The 19,314-nt window shown below is 71.6% G+C and carries 18 protein-coding genes; 8 read left to right on the top strand and 10 right to left on the bottom strand.

What is annotated here, in order from left to right; translation table 11 throughout:
* Positions 1-83 precede the first annotated feature (83 nt).
* From AC3EUV_RS13170 to AC3EUV_RS13160, 3 genes are read right to left on the bottom strand one after another with little or no spacing between them, the layout of a single operon-like run.
* Positions 84-869: a 3-oxoacyl-ACP reductase gene (locus tag AC3EUV_RS13170; RefSeq protein ID WP_386432092.1), complete on the bottom strand. Its 786-nt coding sequence runs from the start codon at positions 867-869 to the stop codon at positions 84-86.
* Positions 870-2,237: an aldehyde dehydrogenase family protein gene (locus AC3EUV_RS13165; RefSeq protein WP_432144234.1), complete on the bottom strand. Its 1,368-nt coding sequence runs from the start codon at positions 2,235-2,237 to the stop codon at positions 870-872.
* 10 nt (positions 2,238-2,247) lie between these two features.
* The gene (locus tag AC3EUV_RS13160; RefSeq protein ID WP_432144233.1) at positions 2,248-3,615 is read right to left on the bottom strand and encodes a glutamine synthetase family protein; all 1,368 of its coding nucleotides are present in this window, start codon (positions 3,613-3,615) and stop codon (positions 2,248-2,250) included.
* Positions 3,616-3,688: 73 nt separating this feature from the next.
* Between AC3EUV_RS13160 and AC3EUV_RS13155 the strand changes: the two genes are divergently transcribed.
* The 3 genes from AC3EUV_RS13155 to AC3EUV_RS13145 all read left to right on the top strand — a co-directional run bounded on the left by AC3EUV_RS13155 (position 3,689) and on the right by AC3EUV_RS13145 (position 6,826).
* Entirely contained in the window at positions 3,689-4,420 is a 732-nt protein-coding gene (locus tag AC3EUV_RS13155; protein WP_432144232.1) for a FadR/GntR family transcriptional regulator, read from the top strand.
* 132 nt (positions 4,421-4,552) lie between these two features.
* Complete coding sequence (gene eat / locus AC3EUV_RS13150; protein ID WP_432144231.1) at positions 4,553-6,022, top strand: ethanolamine permease; 1,470 nt, start codon at positions 4,553-4,555, stop codon at positions 6,020-6,022.
* 105 nt (positions 6,023-6,127) lie between these two features.
* On the top strand, positions 6,128-6,826 hold the full coding sequence (locus AC3EUV_RS13145) for a gamma-glutamyl-gamma-aminobutyrate hydrolase family protein (RefSeq protein WP_432144230.1): 699 nt from the start codon (positions 6,128-6,130) through the stop codon (positions 6,824-6,826).
* A gap of 23 nt (positions 6,827-6,849) precedes the next feature.
* On the opposite strand, the gene AC3EUV_RS13140 is transcribed toward AC3EUV_RS13145, so the two are convergent.
* The gene (locus tag AC3EUV_RS13140; protein ID WP_432144229.1) at positions 6,850-7,782 is read right to left on the bottom strand and encodes a LysR family transcriptional regulator; all 933 of its coding nucleotides are present in this window, start codon (positions 7,780-7,782) and stop codon (positions 6,850-6,852) included.
* Between the two features lie 86 nt (positions 7,783-7,868).
* Here AC3EUV_RS13140 and AC3EUV_RS13135 point away from each other — a divergent pair, with 86 nt between their 5' ends.
* Positions 7,869-9,008, top strand: a complete 1,140-nt coding sequence (locus AC3EUV_RS13135; RefSeq protein ID WP_435602958.1) for a TDT family transporter — start codon at positions 7,869-7,871, stop codon at positions 9,006-9,008.
* A 15-nt stretch (positions 9,009-9,023) separates the two neighbouring features.
* On the opposite strand, the gene AC3EUV_RS13130 is transcribed toward AC3EUV_RS13135, so the two are convergent.
* The 4 genes from AC3EUV_RS13130 to AC3EUV_RS13115 form a co-directional block, all read right to left on the bottom strand.
* Positions 9,024-9,797: a helical backbone metal receptor gene (locus AC3EUV_RS13130; RefSeq protein WP_432144227.1), complete on the bottom strand. Its 774-nt coding sequence runs from the start codon at positions 9,795-9,797 to the stop codon at positions 9,024-9,026.
* Between the two features lie 64 nt (positions 9,798-9,861).
* Complete coding sequence (locus AC3EUV_RS13125; protein ID WP_432144226.1) at positions 9,862-10,302, bottom strand: hypothetical protein; 441 nt, start codon at positions 10,300-10,302, stop codon at positions 9,862-9,864.
* A gap of 235 nt (positions 10,303-10,537) precedes the next feature.
* Positions 10,538-13,138, bottom strand: a complete 2,601-nt coding sequence (locus AC3EUV_RS13120; RefSeq protein WP_435602957.1) for an ABC transporter permease/substrate binding protein — start codon at positions 13,136-13,138, stop codon at positions 10,538-10,540.
* Complete coding sequence (locus AC3EUV_RS13115; protein WP_435602956.1) at positions 13,131-14,300, bottom strand: quaternary amine ABC transporter ATP-binding protein; 1,170 nt, start codon at positions 14,298-14,300, stop codon at positions 13,131-13,133. Before AC3EUV_RS13115 ends, AC3EUV_RS13120 begins: the two co-directional genes overlap by 8 nt.
* A 225-nt stretch (positions 14,301-14,525) precedes the next feature.
* Here AC3EUV_RS13115 and AC3EUV_RS13110 point away from each other — a divergent pair, with 225 nt between their 5' ends.
* The gene (locus AC3EUV_RS13110; RefSeq protein WP_432144324.1) at positions 14,526-15,440 is read left to right on the top strand and encodes a 5'-3' exonuclease; all 915 of its coding nucleotides are present in this window, start codon (positions 14,526-14,528) and stop codon (positions 15,438-15,440) included.
* Positions 15,441-15,489: 49 nt separating this feature from the next.
* Complete coding sequence (locus AC3EUV_RS13105) at positions 15,490-16,347, top strand: siderophore-interacting protein (RefSeq protein ID WP_432144223.1); 858 nt, start codon at positions 15,490-15,492, stop codon at positions 16,345-16,347.
* 169 nt (positions 16,348-16,516) lie between these two features.
* On the opposite strand, the gene AC3EUV_RS13100 is transcribed toward AC3EUV_RS13105, so the two are convergent.
* Positions 16,517-17,188, bottom strand: coding sequence for a MerR family transcriptional regulator (locus tag AC3EUV_RS13100; RefSeq protein WP_432144222.1), 672 nt, complete (start codon positions 17,186-17,188; stop codon positions 16,517-16,519).
* A 187-nt stretch (positions 17,189-17,375) separates the two neighbouring features.
* Here AC3EUV_RS13100 and AC3EUV_RS13095 point away from each other — a divergent pair, with 187 nt between their 5' ends.
* Together AC3EUV_RS13095 and AC3EUV_RS13090 are read left to right on the top strand one after the other, a co-directional pair.
* Positions 17,376-18,329 (top strand): hypothetical protein, encoded by a 954-nt coding sequence (locus tag AC3EUV_RS13095; protein WP_435603068.1) that lies wholly within the window; start codon positions 17,376-17,378, stop codon positions 18,327-18,329.
* Complete coding sequence (locus AC3EUV_RS13090) at positions 18,326-18,811, top strand: ABA4-like family protein (protein ID WP_432144221.1); 486 nt, start codon at positions 18,326-18,328, stop codon at positions 18,809-18,811. The genes AC3EUV_RS13095 and AC3EUV_RS13090 overlap by 4 nt, the downstream gene beginning before the upstream one ends.
* Here the strand turns inward: AC3EUV_RS13090 and AC3EUV_RS13085 are convergent.
* A complete protein-coding gene (locus AC3EUV_RS13085; protein ID WP_432144220.1) occupies positions 18,808-19,161 on the bottom strand; it encodes a VOC family protein in 354 nt (117 codons plus the stop codon). The genes AC3EUV_RS13090 and AC3EUV_RS13085 overlap by 4 nt on opposite strands.
* Between the last annotated feature and the right edge of the window lie 153 nt (positions 19,162-19,314).

Genomic DNA, 19,314 nt, shown 5'->3' with positions numbered 1-19,314 from the left:
AAGGCGGACGCTAGCGTACGGCGGCCGGGCGTCGTTTGACGTCCGGCCGCCGTGACGGTTGCACGCAGGTGAACAGCGCGCGTTTAGAGGGGAGTCACGTACGCGCCCGCGATACCGCCGTCGACCAGGAACTCGGCGGCGTTGACGAACGAGGAGTCGTCGCTGGCGAGGAAGGCGACCGCGGAGGCGATCTCCTCGGGCTCGGCGAACCGGCCGACCGGGACGTGCACCAGGCGGCGCGCGGCGCGCTCGGGGTCCTTGGCGAACAGCTCCTTCAGCAGCGGGGTGTTGACCGGCCCCGGGCACAGCGCGTTGACCCGGATGCCCTCGCGGGCGAACTGCACGCCCAGTTCGCGGGACATCGACAGCACGCCGCCCTTGGAGGCGGTGTAGCTGATCTGGGAGGTGGCGGCGCCCATCACGGCCACGAAGGACGCGGTGTTGATGATGGATCCCTTGCCCTGGCGCTGCATGTAGGGCAGTGCGTGCTTGCAGCAGAGGTACACCGAGGTGAGGTTGACCTCCTGGACGCGCTTCCAGGCGTCCAGGCCGGTGGTGAGGATGGAGTCGTCGTCGGGCGGGGAGATCCCGGCGTTGTTGAAGGCGATGTCGACCGAGCCGTAGGTGTCGAAGGCGGTCTTGTAGAGCGCCTCGACCTGCTCGGAGTCGGTCACATCGACCTGGACGTAGGTCCCGCCGACCTCTTCGGCGGCGGCCTTGCCGGCCACCTCGTCGATGTCGGCGCAGACGACGTTGGCGCCTTCGGAGGACAGTCGGCGGGCGGTGGCCAGGCCGATGCCGCTGCCGGCTCCGGTGATCACGGCGGTACGGCCGACGAGGCGGCGGCACACTGCGGTCTGGTCGGTCACTTAGCTCTCCTCGGTGCTGATGAAGATGTTCTTGGTCTCGGTGAACGCGGACAGCGCGTCCGGGCCCAGCTCACGGCCGAGTCCGGACTGCTTGAACCCGCCGAAGGGGGTCCAGTAGCGCACGCTGCTGTGGGAGTTGACGGAGAGGTTGCCGGCCGCGACGGCGCGCGAGACCCGCAGCGCCCGGCTCACGTCACGGGTCCACAGCGAGCCGGACAGTCCGTAGTCGGTGTCATTGGCGATCCGGACCGCCTCGGCCTCGTCCTCGAAGGGGAGGACGACCGCGACCGGGCCGAAGATCTCCTCGACGGCCGTACGGTCGCCGGGGCGCCCCTCCAGGACGGTGGCCGGGTACCAGAAGCCCTTGCCGGCCGGCGCCTCGCCGCGGATGGCGGCCGGGGCGCTCTCGGGGACGTAGGACCGTACCCGCTCGCGCTGGGCGGCGGAGCTCAGCGGGCCCATCTGGGTGGCCGGGTCGGCCGGGTCGCCGACGGTGAACGCCTTGACCGCGGGCTCCAGCAGCTCCATGAAGCGGTCGTACACGGAGCGCTGGACGAGGATGCGGCTGCGGGCGCAGCAGTCCTGGCCGGTGTTGTCGAGGAAGGAGCCGGGGGCGGCGGCCGCGGCGGCCTCGACATCCGCGTCGGCGAAGACGATGTTGGGGCTCTTGCCGCCGAGTTCGAGGGTGAGCCGCTTCGTCTGCGTGGCACAGCGGGCGGCGATCTGCCGGCCGGTGGCGGTGGAGCCGGTGAAGACGACCTTGGCGACGCCGGGGTGGTCGACCAGCGCGGTGCCGGTGACCGGCCCCTCACCGGGCAGGACCTGGAAGAGGCCCTCGGGGAGCCCGGCCTCCAGCGCCAGCTCGGCGAGCCGCAGCGCGGTGAGCGGGGTGGTCTCGGCGGGCTTGAGCAGGACCGCGTTGCCGGCCGCGAGCGCGGGGGCGGTGCCCCACGCGGCGATCGGCATCGGGAAGTTCCAGGGGGCGATGACGGCGACGACGCCGAGCGGCTCCTGGACGGTGATGTTGAGTCCGCCGGCGACCGGGATCTGGGTGCCGGTCAGCCGCTCCACTCCCCCGGCGGCGTAGTGCAGCAGATCGCGGACATTGCCGGCTTCCCACCGGGCGTTGCCCAGCGGGTGCCCGGCCTCCTTGAGTTCGAGCTCGGCAAGCGGCTCGATGTGGGCGTCGACGACCTCGGCGAACCGGCGCAGGATCCGGGCCCGGTCGCCGGGTGCCACGGCGGCCCATGTCTCCTGGGCTCCGGCTGCCCGCCGGACCGCGGCGTCGACCTCTTCGGGGGAGGTGGTGGGGACGGTGGCCACCACTTCCTCGGTGGCCGGATTGATGATCTTCAGCTCGTGCAACACGGGTGGTTCCTTACATGCGCTCGAAGGAGCGGAAGCGCTCCCAGTCCGTGACGGCGGCGTCGTAGGAGTCCTGCTCGACGCGGGCCATGTGGCGGTAGTGGTCGACGACCTCGTCGCCGAACGCCGCCCGGGCGATCGCGCTCTGCTCCCACAGCTCGGCGGCCTCGCGCAGGGTCGTGGGGACATGGGCGGCGTCGCCGGTGTAGGCGTTGCCGGTGGTCGCCTCGGGGAGCTCCAGTTCGTGCTCTATGCCGTACAGACCCGCCGCGACCATGCCGGCGACCGCGAGGTAGGGGTTCACATCGCCGCCGGGCAGCCGGTTCTCCAGGCGGTGGGCGCGGCCGTGGCCGACCACCCGCAGGGCGCAGGTGCGGTTGTCGGGGCCCCAGGCGACGGCGGTGGGCGCGAAGGAGCCGGGGCGGAAGCGCTTGTAGGAGTTGATGTTGGGCGCGTAGAGGAGGGTGAAGTCACGCATCGCGGCGACCTGGCCGGCCAGGAAGTGCTGCATGGTCTTCGACATGCCGTACGGGCCGTCGTCGTCGGCCAGCACCGGCCGGCCGTCCGCGTCCTGGAGCGAGAGGTGGATATGACAGGAGTTGCCCTCGCGCTCGTCGTACTTCGCCATGAAGGTGAGCGACATGCCCTCCTGGGCGGCGATCTCCTTGGCGCCGGTCTTGTAGATGCTGTGCTGGTCGCAGGTGGTGAGGGCCTCGTCGTAGACGAACACGATCTCGTGCTGGCCGAGGTTGCACTCGCCCTTGGCGGACTCGACGGTCATGCCCGCCGCGCCCATCTCGTTGCGGATCCGGCGCAGCACGGGTTCGACGCGGCCGGTGCCGAGGACGGAGTAGTCGCCGTTCCACTGGTTCGCGGGGTTCATCCCGCGGTAGCCGCGGGACCAGGCGTCCTCGTAGGAGTCCTTGAAGAGCATGAACTCCAGCTCGGTGCCGGCGTGGGCGCTCCAGCCCCGCTCGGCGAGCCGGTCGAGCTGGCGGCGCAGGATCTGCCGGGGCGAGGCGACGACCGGCGAGCCGTCGTGCCAGGCGAGGTCGGCGGTGATCAGGGCGGTGCCGGCGTTCCAGGGGGTGCGGCGCAGGGTGCCGGGGTCGCCGTGCATGGCGAAGTCGCCGTAGCCCCGTTCCCAGGAGGACATCGCGTAGCCCTCGACGGTGTTGAGGTCGACATCGACGGCGAGGAGGTAGTTGCAGCCCTCCGTACCGTGGTCGAGGACGGTGTCCAGGAAATATCGGGCCGCGAACCGCTTGCCCTGGAGCCTGCCTTGCATATCGGTGAAGGCGAGGACGACAGTGTCGATCTCCCCGGCGTCGACGAGGACCCTGAGCTCCTCGACGGAGAGTGGGGGCGTGCGGTCTGCCACGGTATTGCCTCCTGTCACTGCATCCGGAGGTCATAAGGTAGGCACACGAACCATTGATTGGGAAGGGGTATCGATGGAGAGTGCGGCTGATCGGCTGGCACCGGTGCTGCGGCCGGTGCGGGCGGGCAACGGTTTCGAGGAAGCCCTGGAGCAGATACTCCAGATCGTCCGGCTCGGCCTGGTGCCCCAGGGTGAACGGCTGCCCGCGGAGCGGGAGTTGGCCGAGCGGCTCCAGATCAGCCGGGTCACCCTGCGCGAGGTACTGAAGGTACTCCAGGACGAGGGCCTGGTGGAGAGCCGGCGCGGGCGCTACGGCGGCACGTTCGTCCGGGTGCGCTCGGAGAACCACGGCGAGGCCGAGCTGCGGCGCCGGATCGAGAAGGTCGACGTCGAGGACACCCTGCGCTTCCGGGAGGTGCTGGAGGTGGGCGCGGCCGGGCTGTGCGCCGCCCACGGGCTGTCCGACGCGCAGAGCGACCGGCTGCGCACGGCGCTCGCGGCGACCCAGGACGCCCCGCTCGCCGACTACCGCAGGCGCGACACCCTGCTGCATCTGACGCTCGCGGAGCTGTCCGGCTCCCCGTCGCTGGCGGCGCAGTACGCGGCCGTACGGGCCCGGGTGAACGATCTCCTGGACTGCATTCCGCTGCTCGTCCGGAATCTGGAGCACTCCCAGACCCAGCACACCGCACTGGTCGAGGCGGTGCTGGAGGGCGATGCGGACGGGGCGCGCGAGGTCATGCGGGAGCACTGCTGCGGGACCGCGGCGCTGCTGCGGGGCTTCCTGACCGCCCCGTCACCCTGAGCGCCCGCCCGGGGACGGTGAGCGCGCGTTCACCATTCTTTTACGTACAGGTCTTGCGCTGCGCCGACCCGCCAGCAAAGGTATGCGGCTAAACCTTTGCTCGTTATCCCCTCGGCGAGGCAGGAGCGGCTCATGGCCGACAACACGGAAACGCAGACCGCACCGCCCCCCGGGTCCGCGGGCGGCGCATCCCCCGACGAGACCTATCTGGAGCGGCGGACCCTGCGCCGTGGCAGCGCGGGACCGCTGCTGCTGACCGGCCTGGGCGTCGCCTATGTCGTCTCCGGCGACTTCTCGGGATGGAACAACGGTCTGGCGCAGGGCGGCTTCGGCGGCCTGGCGATCGCCGCCGTCCTGATGGGCCTGATGTACACCTGTCTGGTCTTCGCGCTGGCGGAGCTGGCCTCGATCCTGCCGACCGCGGGCGGCGGCTACGGCTTCGCCCGGCGCGCCCTGGGCACCTGGGGCGGCTTTCTGACCGGCACCGCGATCCTGATCGAATATGTGCTGGCGCCCGCCGCGATCTCCATCTTCATCGGTGACTACGTCGAATCGCTCGGCCTGTTCGGTCTGCACTCCAGCTGGCCGGTCTATCTCGCCTGCTTCGTGATCTTCATCGGTATCCATCTGTGGGGCGTGGGCGAGGCACTGCGCTTCAGCCTGATCGTCACCGCCATCGCGGTCGCCGCGGTCGTCGTCTTCGCGATCGCCGCACTGACCGACTTCCATGTCGACTCGCTCAACGACATCCCCGTCAAGGCCGGCGCCTTCGGGGCCAACTCCTGGCTGCCGTTCGGCATCCTGGGGATCTGGGCGGCCTTCCCGTTCGGCATGTGGTTCTTCCTGGGCGTCGAGGGCGTCCCGCTGGCGGCCGAGGAGACCAAGGACCCGGCCCGTTCGCTGCCCAGGGCGATGGCCGCCGCGATGGGCATCCTGCTGGTCCTCGCGCTGATCACCTTTGTCGCCGCGACCGGTGCGCGTGGCTCGGCGGCGATCCAGTCGGTGGGCGATCCGCTGGTCCAGGCGCTCCAGCCGGACGGCAAGCCGACCACCGTCAGCCGGATCGTCAACTACGCGGGGCTCGCGGGCCTGGTGGCCTCCTTCTTCTCCCTGATCTTCGCCGGTTCCCGCCAGCTCTTCGCGCTCTCCCGGGCCGGCTATCTGCCCCGCTTCCTCTCCCTGACCAGCCGCCGCAAGGCCCCCTACCTGGGCCTGCTGGTGCCCGGCGCGCTGGGCTTCGCGCTGGCCGCGGCCACCGGCGACGGCGCGCGGATGCTCAATGTCGCGGTCTTCGGCGCCACCATCTCCTATGCGCTGATGGCGCTCTCGCACATCGTGCTGCGCCGCCGCGAGCCCGGACTGCCCCGCCCCTACCGCACCCCCGGCGGCATGCTGACCTCGTCCGTCGCGTTCGTGCTGGCCTGCTCGGCGCTGGTGGCGACGTTCCTGGTCGACAAGGAAGCCGCCTTCATCGCCCTCGGTGTCTACGTCGTGGCGCTCGCCTACTTCGCCTTCTACTCCCGGCACCGGCTGGTGGCCGCAGCGCCCGAGGAGGAGTTCGCGGCGCTGGCCGCGGCGGAAGCGGAGCTCGAACGCACCTGACCCGCACCCTCGGGACACGCCCCACGGCCGGCCGGGACCTCCCGGCCGGCCCCGGCACGTCCCCGCACCGCACCCACCCCACGCACGCACGGAGGACCACACCCCATGTCCCAGCCCCTCATCGGCATCAGCACCTACCAGGAAGAGGCCCGGTGGGGGGTGTGGACGCTGCCCGCCGCGCTGGTGCCCGCCGGGTACCCCCAGCTGGTGCAGCGCTCGGGCGGGCTGGCCGCGCTGCTGCCGCCGGGCGATCCGGCCACCGCCGCCGCGGCCGTCGCCCGCCTGGACGGTCTGGTGATCGCCGGCGGCGCGGATGTCCAGCCGGCGCGTTACGGGGCCGAGCCGCACCCCCGGACCGGTCCGCCCGCCCTGGACCGGGACGCCTGGGAACTGGCCCTGATCGAGGCCGCGTTGGCGGGCGGCGTCCCGCTGCTGGGCATCTGCCGCGGCCTCCAGCTGCTGAACGTGGCGCTGGGCGGCTCCCTCATCCAGCACCTCGACGGGCACGCCGGAGCGCCCGGGGTCTTCGAGCAGCACGAGATCAAGCCGGTCCCCGGGACGCTGCTGGGCCGTACGCTCCCCGAGCCGGTCGCCGTGCCGACGTACCACCACCAGGCCGTGGACCGGATCGGCCGCGGCCTGCTGGCCTCGGCGTACGCGGAGGACGGCACCATCGAGGCGCTGGAACTCCCGGGCGCCTACGGCTTCGCGCTGGCGGTCCAGTGGCACCCGGAGGCCGGGGACGACACCCGGGTGATGGACGCGCTGGTCGCGGCGGCACGCGGGACGTCCCCGGCGGAGTGAGACCGGCCGGGCTCACCCCGGCCTCAGGGCGTTCCGCGCGTCAGTCCGAGCAGGTCGCGGGCCGGTCCCGCGGGGCGCTGACCGGTGGGCCACACGGCACGCAGCTCCCGGCCGAGACGCAGTCCGCGCACCGGAATCTCCACCAGCCGGCGCGCGGTCAGCTCCTCACCGACGGCGAGTTCGCTGAGCACGGACGGCGCCGCCTCGCTCACCACCGCCGCCTTCACGGCAGTGGTGGAGGCGAGTTCCAGCAGCGGTTCGGCCAGGCCGCCGTGCCGGGCGAGCGCCGCGTCCAGCACCTGGCGGGTGCCCGAACCGCGCTCGCGCAGGATCAGGGGGGTGGCTGCCAGTTCGGCGGCGGTCAGCTCCGTACGGCGCCGGGTCCAGGGGTGGGACGGCGCGGCGACCACGATCAGCCGGTCGTGTCCGATGACCGTCCCGTCCAGCCCCGCCGGCACCTCCAGCCCCTCGACGAAACCGAGATCCGCCGCGCCCCCCAGCAACCGCTCGGCCACCACACTGGAGTTGCCCGCCAGCAGCGAGACGGCCGTGCCGGGCCACTGCGCGCGCAGGGCGATCAGCCAGCCCGGCAGCAGATACTCGGCGATCGTCATGCTGGCCGCGACCCGCAGCCGGGAATCGCGCCGCCCGCGCAGCGCCTGCGCACCCGCGTCGAACGCCTCGGCCGCCTCCACCACCCGCCGCGCCCAGTCCGTCACCAGCGCGCCGGCATCCGTCAGCCGGGAGCCGCGCGGGGAGCGCTCCACCAGCGCCACCCCCAACTGCCGCTCCATCGACCGGATACGGCTGCTGGCGGCGGGCTGGGTGATGCCCCGCGCCCGGGCGGCCCGCCCCAGACTCCCGAGCCGGGCGACGGCGAGCAGCAGCTCCAACGCGCCGAGATCCGGGACCCGGTGCGCCAGCGATATGGCGACGGGCTCGTCCTCAGCACCCATAAATCCCCCTGCACATAACTCCAGCTTATGCCCTCATAGAAACAGGGTCCCTGGTGGCGGCCGTCCGGGGCGGCGACGCTGCTCTCATGGCAACCCTCGCGCAAGCGCCTCCCCGCACCGGCACCCCGGCCCCCGGCACCCCCCACGCCCCGGCCTCGGTCCGTCATCTCGGGCCGAACTGGTACGCCGCCGTCATGGGCACGGCGATCGTCGCCAACGCCGGTGCGGTGCTGCCGTTCACCGGGCCCGGTGCGCGCACCGTGTACCAGGCGGTCTGGGCGCTGTCCGTACTGATGCTGCTGACCCTGCTGGCCGCCAGAACGGTGCACTGGGTCCGCCACGGCGACCAGGCGCGCCACCAGCTGCTGGACCCGGCCGTCGCCCCGTTCTACGGCTGTCTCGCGATGGCCCTGCTGGCGGTCGGCGGCGGCACGCTCGCGGTGGGCCGGGACGTCATCGGCATGCCGGCCGCGGTGGCCGCCGACGCCGTGCTGTGGACCGTGGGCACCCTGACCGGGCTCGTGGCCGCCGCGGCGATCCCGTATCTGATGGTGACCCGGCACCGTATCGAGCCCGGCAGCGCCTCCCCCGTCTGGCTGCTGCCGCTGGTCGCCCCGATGGTCTCGGCGGCGCTCGGCCCGGCGCTGGTGCCGCAGCTGCCGGCCGGCCAGTGGCAGCGGGCCCTGCTGCTCGGCTGCTACGCCCTGTTCGGCATGTCCCTGCTGGCCACGCTGCTCGTGCTGCCGCTGGTGCTGTCCCGGCTGATCCACCACGGCCCGCTCCCCCTGGCGCTCACCCCCACGCTGTTCCTCGTCCTCGGCCCGCTCGGCCAGTCCACCACCGCGGTGAACAACCTCGCCGACGCCGCACCGGGCGTCGTGGACCCCGCCACCGCACACGCCATGGGCGCCTTCGCGGTGCTCTACGGCGTCCCCGTGATGGGCTTCGCACTGCTCTGGCTGGCGCTCGCATCCGCGATGGTGATCCGCGCCGTCCGCCACGGCATGGGCTTCTCGATGACCTGGTGGGGCTTCACCTTCCCCCTCGGGACCTGCGTCACGGGCGCGGCGGGCCTGGCCCGGCACACCGGCCTGAGCGCCTTCGGCTGGCTCGCCGCGGCGCTGTTCGCGGCCCTCGTGACGGCGGTGGCGGTGGCCGGTGCCCGTACCGCCGTGGGCCTGATCCGCGGCCGCCTGCTGGCGCCGCCCCGGCCGGTCACGCCCTAGCGGTCCCCCGCGCCCTCACCGGGCCCCGGCCAGCGCCTGTGCCAACTCGGCCGGGGCCGCCACCAGGGACGGCCCGTACCAGGTCAGGCTGCGGCCGCTGACCAGCGCGGCGGGCAGGCCGGGGAACGCCTCGGGACCGTCCTCGGCGCTGAAGCGGTAGGGCTCGTCGGGCAGCACCACGAGATCGGCGGGCCCGGCGTTGAGTTCGTCGAGCGGGATACGGGGGTAGCGCTCGGCGTGGTCCGCGTACCGGTTCCGTACGCCGAGACGGGCCAGGACATCGCCGGCGAAGGTGTCCCGGCCCAGCACCATCCACGGCCGGCGCCAGACCGGCACCACGGCCGTCCTTCCCCAAGCTCTCCACTCCGTTCGAGCAGGGGAGACCCCAATCGCCGGGACCGGCAGATCGCGCCAGGCTGCCTCGGCGGCGTCCAGCCACTCGGGCCGGGGCAGCCCGCAGCCGGTCACCAGCACCCGCGCCAGTTCGCGCCACGCCTGGTCCAGCGTCCGCACCTCGGTGACCAGGACGGTCTGCCCGGCGGCCCGCAGTGCGGCCAGATCCTGCGGACGGTTCTCCTCCTCGTTCGCGAGCACCAGCTCCGGTGCCAGCGCCACGATCCGGCCGACGTCGGGATTCTTGGTGCCGCCGATACGGGGGACATCGAGCCCGGCGGGGTGGCTGCACCAATCGGTGACCCCGACCAGCAGCTCGGGCGCGCTCGCCGCCACCGCCTCGGTGAGGGAGGGCACCAGGGACACCACGCGCCGGGGGGAACGGTGACCGGTCATCCGCTCACGGTACGCGCCCGTCACCCCGCGGGCCGTGGGTCGCCGGCGCCCCACGGCCCGGCCCTCAGGAGCGTCCGCCGACCGTGCGCCGCAGCCAGAACGCCGCACCCGCGGCGAGCGCCAGCAGCGCCAGACCGCCGGCCGCCTGGGCGGCGTTCAGCCCCTCGACCCGGCCGTCGCGCACCGTGACGGTCTCGGTGAGGCCCGCCCCGCCCGACGCACAGTGGATGGTGACCGGGTAGCGGCCCGGCGCGACCCCCTCGGCGACCCGGGCCCGGGCACCCATCCCGCCCTCCCCCGGCCGCAGCACCACCGAGCCGAACAGCCGCGACGAGGCCCGCGCGGCACGGTCCTGGGCACACTGCCCGCCGTCGCTGATGCTCACCCGCTGTCCGGCCACCATCGGATCGGGCTCGACCCGGGCGGCGGCGGTGGGCGCGGTGAGCCCCAGGACGGTGAGGCCGAGCAGGGTCACGGCGGCGGAAGGTGCGGGCTTCACGGTCATCTCCTTCGCCGGCCGCCACCACGGCGGCCCCTCAGGAAAAACGGGCTCACAGCAGAGCGAATCACCTGTCCCACGCCGCCGCGCAGCAAACGCCGCCGGTCGGGTGATCCACCGCCCCCGCGCCGCGCAGCAACGAGCCCCGCCGCCCGGCATCTGCCGGGGACGGGGCTCACCGCACCACAGGGGCCACGTAGTTCGCGCGGCACGAGCCGCGCGAACTACGCGCCCGGTCCGCCTACTTCACCGGCGCCATCTTGTCGACGATGCCCGGATGGTCGGCGATCCACTTCTCGACGCCCTTGTTCTCGTTGCCCTTACCGGCGTCCTGGATGGCCTGCTCCAGGCTGCCGAGCTCATCGGCGCTCATCTTCCAGTTCTTCAGCCAGCCGTGGAACTCCGGGAACTTCTCCGGGAAGCTCTTGTTGCCGAGCGTCTTGATCTGGTTGTTGGCGCCCCAGGTGCCCTTGGGGTCCTTGAGCTTGGTGAGCTTGTACTTGCTGTACGCCCAGTGCGGCGACCACAGCACCACCGCGACCGGCTCCTTCTTGCGGTACGCCCGGTCCAGCTCCGTCAGCATGGCGCTGGTGCCGGCCGAGGTGACCTCGAAGTCCTGGAGGCCGTACGCGGGAGCGACGGTGTCCTTGAGGCGCTTCATCTCACCGGTGCCCGGCTCAATCCCGATGATCTTGCCCTGGAACTCGTCCTTGTGCGCCCGCAGATCGTCCATGGTCTTCACGCCCTTGACGTACGAGGGCACCGCGATCTCCAGCGAGGTCTTGTCGTACCAGGGCCCGACGTCGACCAGATCCTTCTTGTACTTGTCCCAGTACTGCTTCTGCGCGACCGGCAGCCAGCCGTCCGTCTCCACGTCGATCTGGCCCGTGGACAGTCCCGTCCACATCGGTCCGACATCGAGGTTGCGGATGTTCGGCTGGTAGCCGCGCTTCTCCAGGACGTTCTTCCACAGGTACGTGGTGGCGATGCCCTCGTCCCACGCGGGGTAGCCGATGTTCGGGGCCTTGCCGGCGTCCTTGCCCTTGGCGTAAGAGGCGCCGGCGGACGGGGCGACCTTGTCGACCAGACCGGGGTACTTCTTCAGCCAGGTGCGCACACCGTCCTGCTCATGGCCCTCACCGGCGCTCTTGATGTCGTTCTCAAGGCTGGTGAGCTGCTTCTCGTCCAGGTGGAAGTTCTTCATCCACCTGGCGACCTCGGGCTCGTCCTTGGCGAAGCCCTTACGGCCCAGCAGGTGCAGGCTGTCACCGGAGCCGAAGGAGCCCTTGGGGTCCTTGAGCTTGGTGAGCGGGTACTTGTCGTACGCCCAGTGCGGCGACCACAGCGTGACCGCGATCGGCTTCTTGGCGCGCACGGAGCGGTCCAGCTCGCTGAGCATGGACGCGGTGCTGGACTCCTGGACCTTGTACTCGCCGCCCAGGCCGTAGTCCTTGAGGACCTTCTCCTTGAGGATCTTCATCTCGCCGGCACCCGGCTCGATGCCGGTGATCTTGCCGTCGAACTCGCCGCCCTTGCCCTTGAGGTCGTCGAGGGTCTTGACGCCCTTCATGTAGGACGGGACCGCGATCTCCAGGGAGGTCTTGTCGTACCAGGCGCCGAGGTCCTCCAGCTTGTCCTGGTACTTCTTCCAGTACGAGGCGTGGGTGGTCGGCAGCCAGGCGTTGGTCTGTACGTCGATGTCACCGCGGGCCTGGCCGGCGAACAGCGGGCCGGCCTCCAGTGCCTGGACCTTGGGCTTGTAGCCGCGCTCCTCCAGGATTTCCTTCCAGAGGTACGTGGTGGCCTTGCCCTCGTCCCAGTTGACGTAGCCGAGGCTGATCGGACGGCCGTTGCCGCCGCCGCCCTGGCCGCCGCTCTTGCCCGTCATGCCCATGCCGCCGGCGAGCAGCGCCAGCACCACGATGCCGACCATGGCCACGGAGGTGGCGGGCCGCCAGTGCAGGAACTTCATACCGCCGAGCGCCGCCTGCGCCTTGGCCAGCGCCCGCCGGCCGAGCGGCGAGACCCGCTGGTTGAGCGCGCCGGTCATCCGGTCCAGGTACATGGCGAGGATGACGACCGCGAGTCCGGCCTCGGCGCCCAGCGCCACATCGACCGAGCTGATCGCGTTGTAGACGGACGAGCCGAGACCGCCGCCGCCGACCATGCCGGCGATGACGACCATGGACAGCGCCAGCATGATGACCTGGTTGATACCGGCCATGATCGTGGGCAGTGCCAGCGGCAGCTGGACGCGGAGGAGCGTGCGCCGCGGGTGGGTGCCGAACGCCTCGGCCGCCTCGACCAGTTCCGGGTCGACCTGCCGGATACCGAGCTCGGTCATCCGGACCGCGGGCGGCATGGCGAAGACGATGGTGGCGACGATGCCGGGGACGACACCGAGGCCGAAGAAGAGGATGCCGGGGATGAGGTAGACCATCGCCGGCATCGTCTGCATCAGGTCCAGCACCGGTCGCAGCACCCCGCCGACGACCCGGCTGCGGGCCGCCCAGATACCGAGCGGCACCGCGACCACCACGGTGATCAGGCAGGCCACCAGCACCAGGGACAGCGACTCGATGGTCGGGCCCCACTGTTCGACCGAGTCGATCAGGGCGAAGCCGAGGAAGGCGAGCAGGGCGGCCGGCAGACCGCGCAGCCACCAGGCGAGCACCGCGAAAATGCCGGCCAGCAGCAGCGGTTCGGGCCCGGACAGGACCGTGTGAATCGCGTCGTAGAGGCCGTTCAGCACCTTCGTGATGAGGGTGAAGAGCCAGTCGAGGTTGTCGCGCAGCCAGTTGACGGCGCTCTCTGCCCAGCTGCCTATCTGGATCCTAGGCACCGGCGATCACCTTGTCCTCGGGCTCGTTGTCCCCGGGCGCCCCGGCGGAGGTCTTCACCACGGGCTGTGCGGGGAGGGCGGGGGCCGCGTCCTGCACCGCGGGCTCGCCGAGCACCGCGAGCAGCCGCTCGGCCGGTACGGCACCGACCAGTTCACCCTTCGCGTCCGTCACCGCGACCGGCACGCTGCTGACCGAGCACGGCGCGAACAGCTCCACCAGCGGGGTGTCGACATCGACGGTCGCCGGTGCCGCGGCGCGGAACTCCGCGGCCGTGCCGAGCTTCTCGCCGTCCGGCGTGCTGCTGCCGAGCACCGTGCCGACCTCGGCCATGACCGCTCCTGCGGTCAGCACCCGGCTGCGGTCCACGTCCTGGATGAAGGACGCGACATAGTCGTTGGCGGGCCGGACGAGGATGTCCTCGGCGCTGCCGGTCTGCACGATCCGCCCGTCCCGCATCACCGCGATCTTGTCGCCGAGGCGCATCGCCTCGTTGAGGTCGTGGGTGATGAAGACGATGGTCTTCTTCAGGGTCTTCTGGAGTTCGAGCAGCTGGTCCTGCATATCGCGGCGGATCAGCGGGTCGAGCGCGCTGAAGGACTCGTCCATCAGCAGCAGATCGGCGTCGGTGGCCAGCGCCCTGGCCAGGCCCACCCGCTGCTGCATACCGCCGGACAGCTCGTCGGGCCAGGACTTCTCCCAGCCCTTGAGCCCGGTGAGTTCCAGTGCCTCGGTGGCTCGCCGGGTGCGCTCGGCGCGCGGGACGCCCTGCACCTCCAGGCCGTAGGCGGCGTTCTCCAGCACACTGCGGTGCGGGAAGAGCGCGAAGTGCTGGAAGACCATGGAGATCTTCTCGGAGCGGACCTTGCGCAGCTCCTTGTCGCTGAGCGAGGTGAGGTCCTGGCCGTCGATCCGGACGGTTCCGGCGGTCGGCTCCAGCAGCCCGTTGAGCATGCGCAGCAGGGTGGACTTACCGGACCCGGACAGACCCATGACGACGAAAATCTGGCCCTCGTCGACCTCGATCGACGCGTCGATCACCGCCGCCGTGGTGCCTTCGGCCCGCAGCTCGTCCCGGCTCGCGCCGGCTTCGAGTTTGCGGACCGCGTCCTCGGGTCGTCTGCCGAACACCTTGTACAGGTGCTCGGCTTGCAGCCTGGACACATATGCCTCTCTTGTTGTGCGAAGAACGACCTGCCACCCCCGTAGCCAGGTCGCGGAGCGCCACGGGGTCGGCCCGCGTTTACCGTCGAATAGTTGAATCCCGGCCGGTCTACTCCGGGTCCGCGTCTGCCCCTCTTTATCTGGCTCAAACGCAACGGTGAGACAGCTCACATCTGTGTGACGTATGGGGCATACGGCAAGATGCGGGATGTGACTCGACGCCTGATGCTCCTCGACACCGCCTCGCTCTACTTCCGCGCCTATTTCGGGGTACCGGAATCAGTCAAGGCTCCGGACGGCACCCCGGTGAACGCGGTGCGCGGACTGCTGGACTTCATCGCCCGGCTCGTCCAGGACCACCACCCCGATGACCTGGTCGCCTGCATGGACTTCGACTGGCGGCCCCAGTGGCGAGTCGATCTGATCCCCTCCTACAAGGCACACCGGGTCGCCGAGGAGGCCCCGGCCGGGTCCGCGGAGCCCGACGAGGAGGAGATCCCCGACACCCTCTCGCCGCAGGTCCCGGTCATCGAGGAGGTCCTGGACGCCCTGGGCATCGCCCGTATCGGAGCGGCCGGCTACGAGGCCGACGACGTCATCGGCACCCTGACCGCCAAGGCAACGGGCCCGGTGGACATCGTCACCGGCGACCGCGACCTCTTCCAGCTCGTCGACGACCGGCGCGGCATCCGCATCCTGTATCCGCTCAAGGGCGTCGGCACCCTCCAGGTCACCGACGAGGCCCTGCTGCGGGAGAAGTACGGGGTGGACGGCCCCGGCTACGCCGATCTGGCGCTGCTGCGCGGCGACCCCAGCGACGGCCTGCCCGGCGTCCCGGGCATCGGCGAGAAGACCGCCGCCAAGCTGCTGGCCACCTACGGCGATCTGGCGGGCATCATGGCCGCCGCCGAGGACCCCGCCTCGAAGGTGACCCCCGCACAGCGCAAGCGGCTGCTGGAGTCGCGCCCGTATGTGGCGGTCGCCCCGAAGGTCGTGAAGGTGGCCGCCGATGTGCCGGTGCCCACCGTCGACCACGCCCTCCCCGTCGAACCTGCCGACCCGGAGCGCCTCGAAGCACTGGCCGCCCAGTGGGGCCTGGGTGGCGCCCTCCAGCGGCTGCTCCTCACACTTCGCCGGTGAACTGTTAGGTTAGGTATACCTAATAACCTTGGCGTCAGGGGAGATTGCCGTGGCAGCAGAGCGTCCGTCCCGCAAGAAGCCCGCCCTACACCGTGCCCGGGTGCGGCGCACCGAGCAGCTCACGCCGCACATGGTCCGGGTGGTGCTGGGCGGTGAAGGGCTGGCGGAGTTCACCGCGGGCGAGTACTCCGACCATTACGTCAAGCTGGTCTTCCCGCGGCCCGGCGTCAGTTACCCCGAGCCGTTCGACATCGCGCGGATCCGCGAGGAGTTCCCGCGCGACCAGTGGCCCAGCACCCGTACGTACACCGTCCGCACCTGGGACGCCGTGACCCGCGAGCTGGCCGTGGACTTCGTGGTGCACGGCGACGAGGGCCTGGCCGGGCCCTGGGCGGCCGCGGCCCGGCCGGGCGACGAGATCTTCCTGCTCGGCCCCGGCGGCGCCTACGTCCCGGAGGCCGCGGCCGACTGGCATCTGCTGGCGGGCGACGAGAGCGCCCTGCCGGCCATCGCGGCCTCGCTCGCCCGGATGCCCGCGGGGGTGCCGGTGCACGCCTTCATCGAGGTGGCGGGGCCGGAGGAGCGCCAGGAGCTGGCCGCGCCGGCCGGCGCCGAGATCAGCTGGCTGTACCGCGGCGCCGCCCCGGTCGGCCGCGAACTGGTCGCCGCCGTCCGCGCGTTGACGTTCCCGTCCGGCCGGGTCCAGGCGTTCGTCCACGGTGAGGCCGGCTTCGTGAAGGAACTGCGGCGGCTGCTCCGCGTGGAGCGCGAGATCCCCCGCGAGGCCCTGTCCATCTCCGGCTACTGGCGCACCGGCCACGACGAGGACGGCTGGCAGGCCGCCAAGCGCGACTGGAACCAGCAGGTCGAGGCCGAACAGGAGCCCGCCGCGGCGGCGACTTCCTGACCCACCGGAGCCCTACGGGCCCTTTCCCGGCGAGCGCGTCGCGGGGGAAGGGCCCGTCGGCGTACGGGGGCCGGGAAGCGCCGCACGGGGGCCGGGAGTTGGCTGCGGCCGAACCCGGCCGCCCACCGCACTCCGGCGCCCACTGCACCGATAGGGCGCGCCGCGCGCCCTATCGGCCGCTCGCCCCCTCGGCCCCCTCCATCCCGGCCCCCTCCGCGAGACTCTCGAACCTGCGGGCCGACCACTCCACATGCGCGAGCCGGCGCATCGCCGAGAGGACCGCGTCCCCCAGGACGGTCCCCACCACGACACTCTCCACCAGCCCGTCGACCTCGGCATTGCGCCCCGCCCACGCCAGATCGGCGGCGGCGACCTGCTCACTGGCCTCGGCGTAGTCGTCCACGACCTCCTCGAAATCGCCGTGCGAGATGCCCCGGAAGGTGGCCAGGGCGACGGCCAGCTTCTCGAAGGACGGGTTCTCCGGCCCGACCCGCCAGCCGCGGCGGCGGATCAACTCCGCGACCGTTTGCCGCGCCTCCTCCATCCCCTCCGGCGCGGCGGCCGTCCGCGGGGTGATCGCCTCCTGCGCCGCGCCGAGGACGTTGTGCACCGACTCCTCCGGTGAGTCGACGGCGGCCAGCACGTCCCGCACGGCCGAGACCGACAGCCCCCCGACGTCGATCATCCCCCTGATCAGCCGCAGCCTGCGGACATGGCCGTCGTCGTAGCTGGCCTGGTTCGGGCTGGTCAGCCGGCCCGCGGGCAACAGCCCCTCGCGGACGTAGTACTTGATCGTCGGGATCGCGACTCCCGTCTCGCGACTCAACTCCCCGATGCGCATCTGCCGCCCTTCCCCTCGCCGGGAGCACATCCCCGGCGTTTCCAAATGGCCGGGCGCCCGCACCCGGCCTTGTCATTCCGCCTCCCATCATAGATAGTCCAGCTATCAGATAGCAGCAAGCGCCACTATCTATTCATGGGGGATCCGTATGTCCAGATACCGCTCATTACTCGCCTTCTCCTGGACGATGGCCGGGCTCGCCGTCGTCGCGGCGGTCGGCCTGATCGTCGACGACCGGGTACTGGTCGGCGCGCCCATCTGGTTCAAGCCCTTCAAGTTCGCGGTCTCCTTCGCCGCCTACGGGCTCACGCTGGCCTGGATGCTGTCCCGGCACGCACCCCCGAGTCGGACCGGGCGGTGGGCCGCACACACCGTCGTGGTGGCCGGAACCATCGAGATGGCGATCATCACCGGGCAGACCATCCGTGGCCGGCGCAGCCACTTCAACATCGAAACCCCGCTGGACCAGGGCCTGTTCACCACCATGGGCCTCACCATCGCCGTCCTGTGGGTGGCCACCCTCGTCATCGCGGTCCTGCTCTTCCGCGCCCACCTGGGTGACCGCGCCGCGACCTGGGCGATCCGGCTCGGACTGCTGCTCGCCCTGGCCGGGTTGCTGCTCGGCGGCCTGATGGTGCTGCCCACACCGGAGCAGCAGGCCGCGGGCGGGCTGCGCACCCTCGTCGGCGCACACAGCGTCGGCGTCCCCGACGGCGGCCCGGCCATGCCGCTGACCGGCTGGAACACCACCGGCGGCGATCTGCGCATCCCGCACTTCGTCGGCATGCACGCCCTTCAGGGGCTACCCCTCTTCCTCTACGCGCTCGAGGCACTGTCCGGCCGCTGCGCCCGGCTGCGGCACGAGCGGATACGCCTCCGCCTGGTCCTGGTCGCGGCCGGCTGGACCACCGGGCTGCTGGCACTGGTGACCTGGCAGGCCCTGCGCGGCCAGGCCCTGATCCACCCGGACGGCGCGACACTCGGCGCCCTCGCGGCCCTCACGGCGGCCACGACGGCCGGCACCTTCGCCGCGCTACGCCGCCCCGGCAGCGGAACCGGCCCCGTAACCCCGCCCGCAGCCACCACCACCGAGGCCAAGACCACCCAACCCCACCACCCCACAGAGGAGTTGCCGGCATGACCACCCCCACCCTCTTCGACCTGGCCTTCGCCCTCGCGGCGCCGTTCTGGGCGCTGCTGATCCTGGCCCCGGGATGGCGCTGGACCGACCGGATCGCCGCCTCCCCCCTGCCGATGGTGCCGGTCCTCGCGGTCTATCTCGCCCTGGCCGTCCCGGTGTTCCCCCAGCTGTGGGCCGCCGTCAGCCGCCCCGACCTGGCGGGGTTCCAGGAGCTGCTGCGGCTCGGCGGCGGGGCGGGCGCGATCTGGGCGCAGGTGATCGCCTGGGACCTCTTCCTGGGGCAGTGGATGTACCGCGAGGCCCGGGAGCTGAACATCCATCCCCTGGTGATGGGCCCACTGCTCCTGCTCACCGTGCTGCTCTCCCCCCTCGGCGTCCTCCTCTTCCTCGCCCTCCGCGCAGGCGCCCGCCGCCGGCACCGCCGACCCGACGCCATATCGCCGTGGCACCGGGCAACGACCGCTGCGGAACAGCACACCTAGGGCGTATGACAGACCGCTTCGATGTTGTTGCCGTCGAGGTCACGGACGAAGGCCCCGTAGTACGACGCGTGGTACTGAGGCCACAGCCGTGGTGCGTGCAGGGACTCGGCACCGGCCTCGACGGCGGCGGCATGGAAGGCGTCGACGGCCGCCCGGTCGGGCGCCGCGAAGGCCAGGTGCACCTCACGGGCGGGAGCGTCGTCGGCCGCGGGGACCAACCAGAGCGTGTGCCCGGTGGTGCCGAAGCTGATGAACTCGCCGAATTCCTTGGTCCGTTGAGCCCCGAGCGGGGCGAGCGCACGGTCGTAGAAAGCCGCACTGGCAGGAACGTCCGCCACCTGAATCGCCATGTGATCAATCATCCCGCCAGCGTTCCACCGGAGCGGAAAATCGGCCCGTGGTTTTCCGGCAGCAGCCGATCGGGCCCACACTCATGACGGCATCCTGCCACCACCCCGGCCGGCCCACCCCTCCAGCGAACCGACATGAACTCCTCGCGAGCA

Source organism: Streptomyces sp. bgisy130, from assembly GCF_057708345.1.
Note: the sequence above shows the minus strand (reverse complement) of the source record. Positions and strands in the feature narration are given on the sequence as shown.

Excerpts from the sequence above, each read along its gene's own strand:
- AC3EUV_RS13155 (WP_432144232.1), top strand. The coding sequence starts at position 3,689 with ATGGAGAGTGCGGCTGATCGGCTGGCACCGGTGCTGCGGCCGGTGCGG.
- eat (WP_432144231.1), top strand. The coding sequence starts at position 4,553 with ATGGCCGACAACACGGAAACGCAGACCGCACCGCCCCCCGGGTCCGCG.
- AC3EUV_RS13145 (WP_432144230.1), top strand. The coding sequence starts at position 6,128 with ATGTCCCAGCCCCTCATCGGCATCAGCACCTACCAGGAAGAGGCCCGG.
- AC3EUV_RS13140 (WP_432144229.1), bottom strand. The coding sequence starts at position 7,782 with ATGGGTGCTGAGGACGAGCCCGTCGCCATATCGCTGGCGCACCGGGTC.
- AC3EUV_RS13135 (WP_435602958.1), top strand. The coding sequence starts at position 7,869 with ATGGCAACCCTCGCGCAAGCGCCTCCCCGCACCGGCACCCCGGCCCCC.
- AC3EUV_RS13130 (WP_432144227.1), bottom strand. The coding sequence starts at position 9,797 with ATGACCGGTCACCGTTCCCCCCGGCGCGTGGTGTCCCTGGTGCCCTCC.
- AC3EUV_RS13125 (WP_432144226.1), bottom strand. The coding sequence starts at position 10,302 with ATGACCGTGAAGCCCGCACCTTCCGCCGCCGTGACCCTGCTCGGCCTC.
- AC3EUV_RS13110 (WP_432144324.1), top strand. The coding sequence starts at position 14,526 with ATGCTCCTCGACACCGCCTCGCTCTACTTCCGCGCCTATTTCGGGGTA.
- AC3EUV_RS13100 (WP_432144222.1), bottom strand. The coding sequence starts at position 17,188 with ATGCGCATCGGGGAGTTGAGTCGCGAGACGGGAGTCGCGATCCCGACG.
- AC3EUV_RS13095 (WP_435603068.1), top strand. The coding sequence starts at position 17,376 with ATGGCCGGGCTCGCCGTCGTCGCGGCGGTCGGCCTGATCGTCGACGAC.
- AC3EUV_RS13090 (WP_432144221.1), top strand. The coding sequence starts at position 18,326 with ATGACCACCCCCACCCTCTTCGACCTGGCCTTCGCCCTCGCGGCGCCG.
- AC3EUV_RS13085 (WP_432144220.1), bottom strand. The coding sequence starts at position 19,161 with ATGGCGATTCAGGTGGCGGACGTTCCTGCCAGTGCGGCTTTCTACGAC.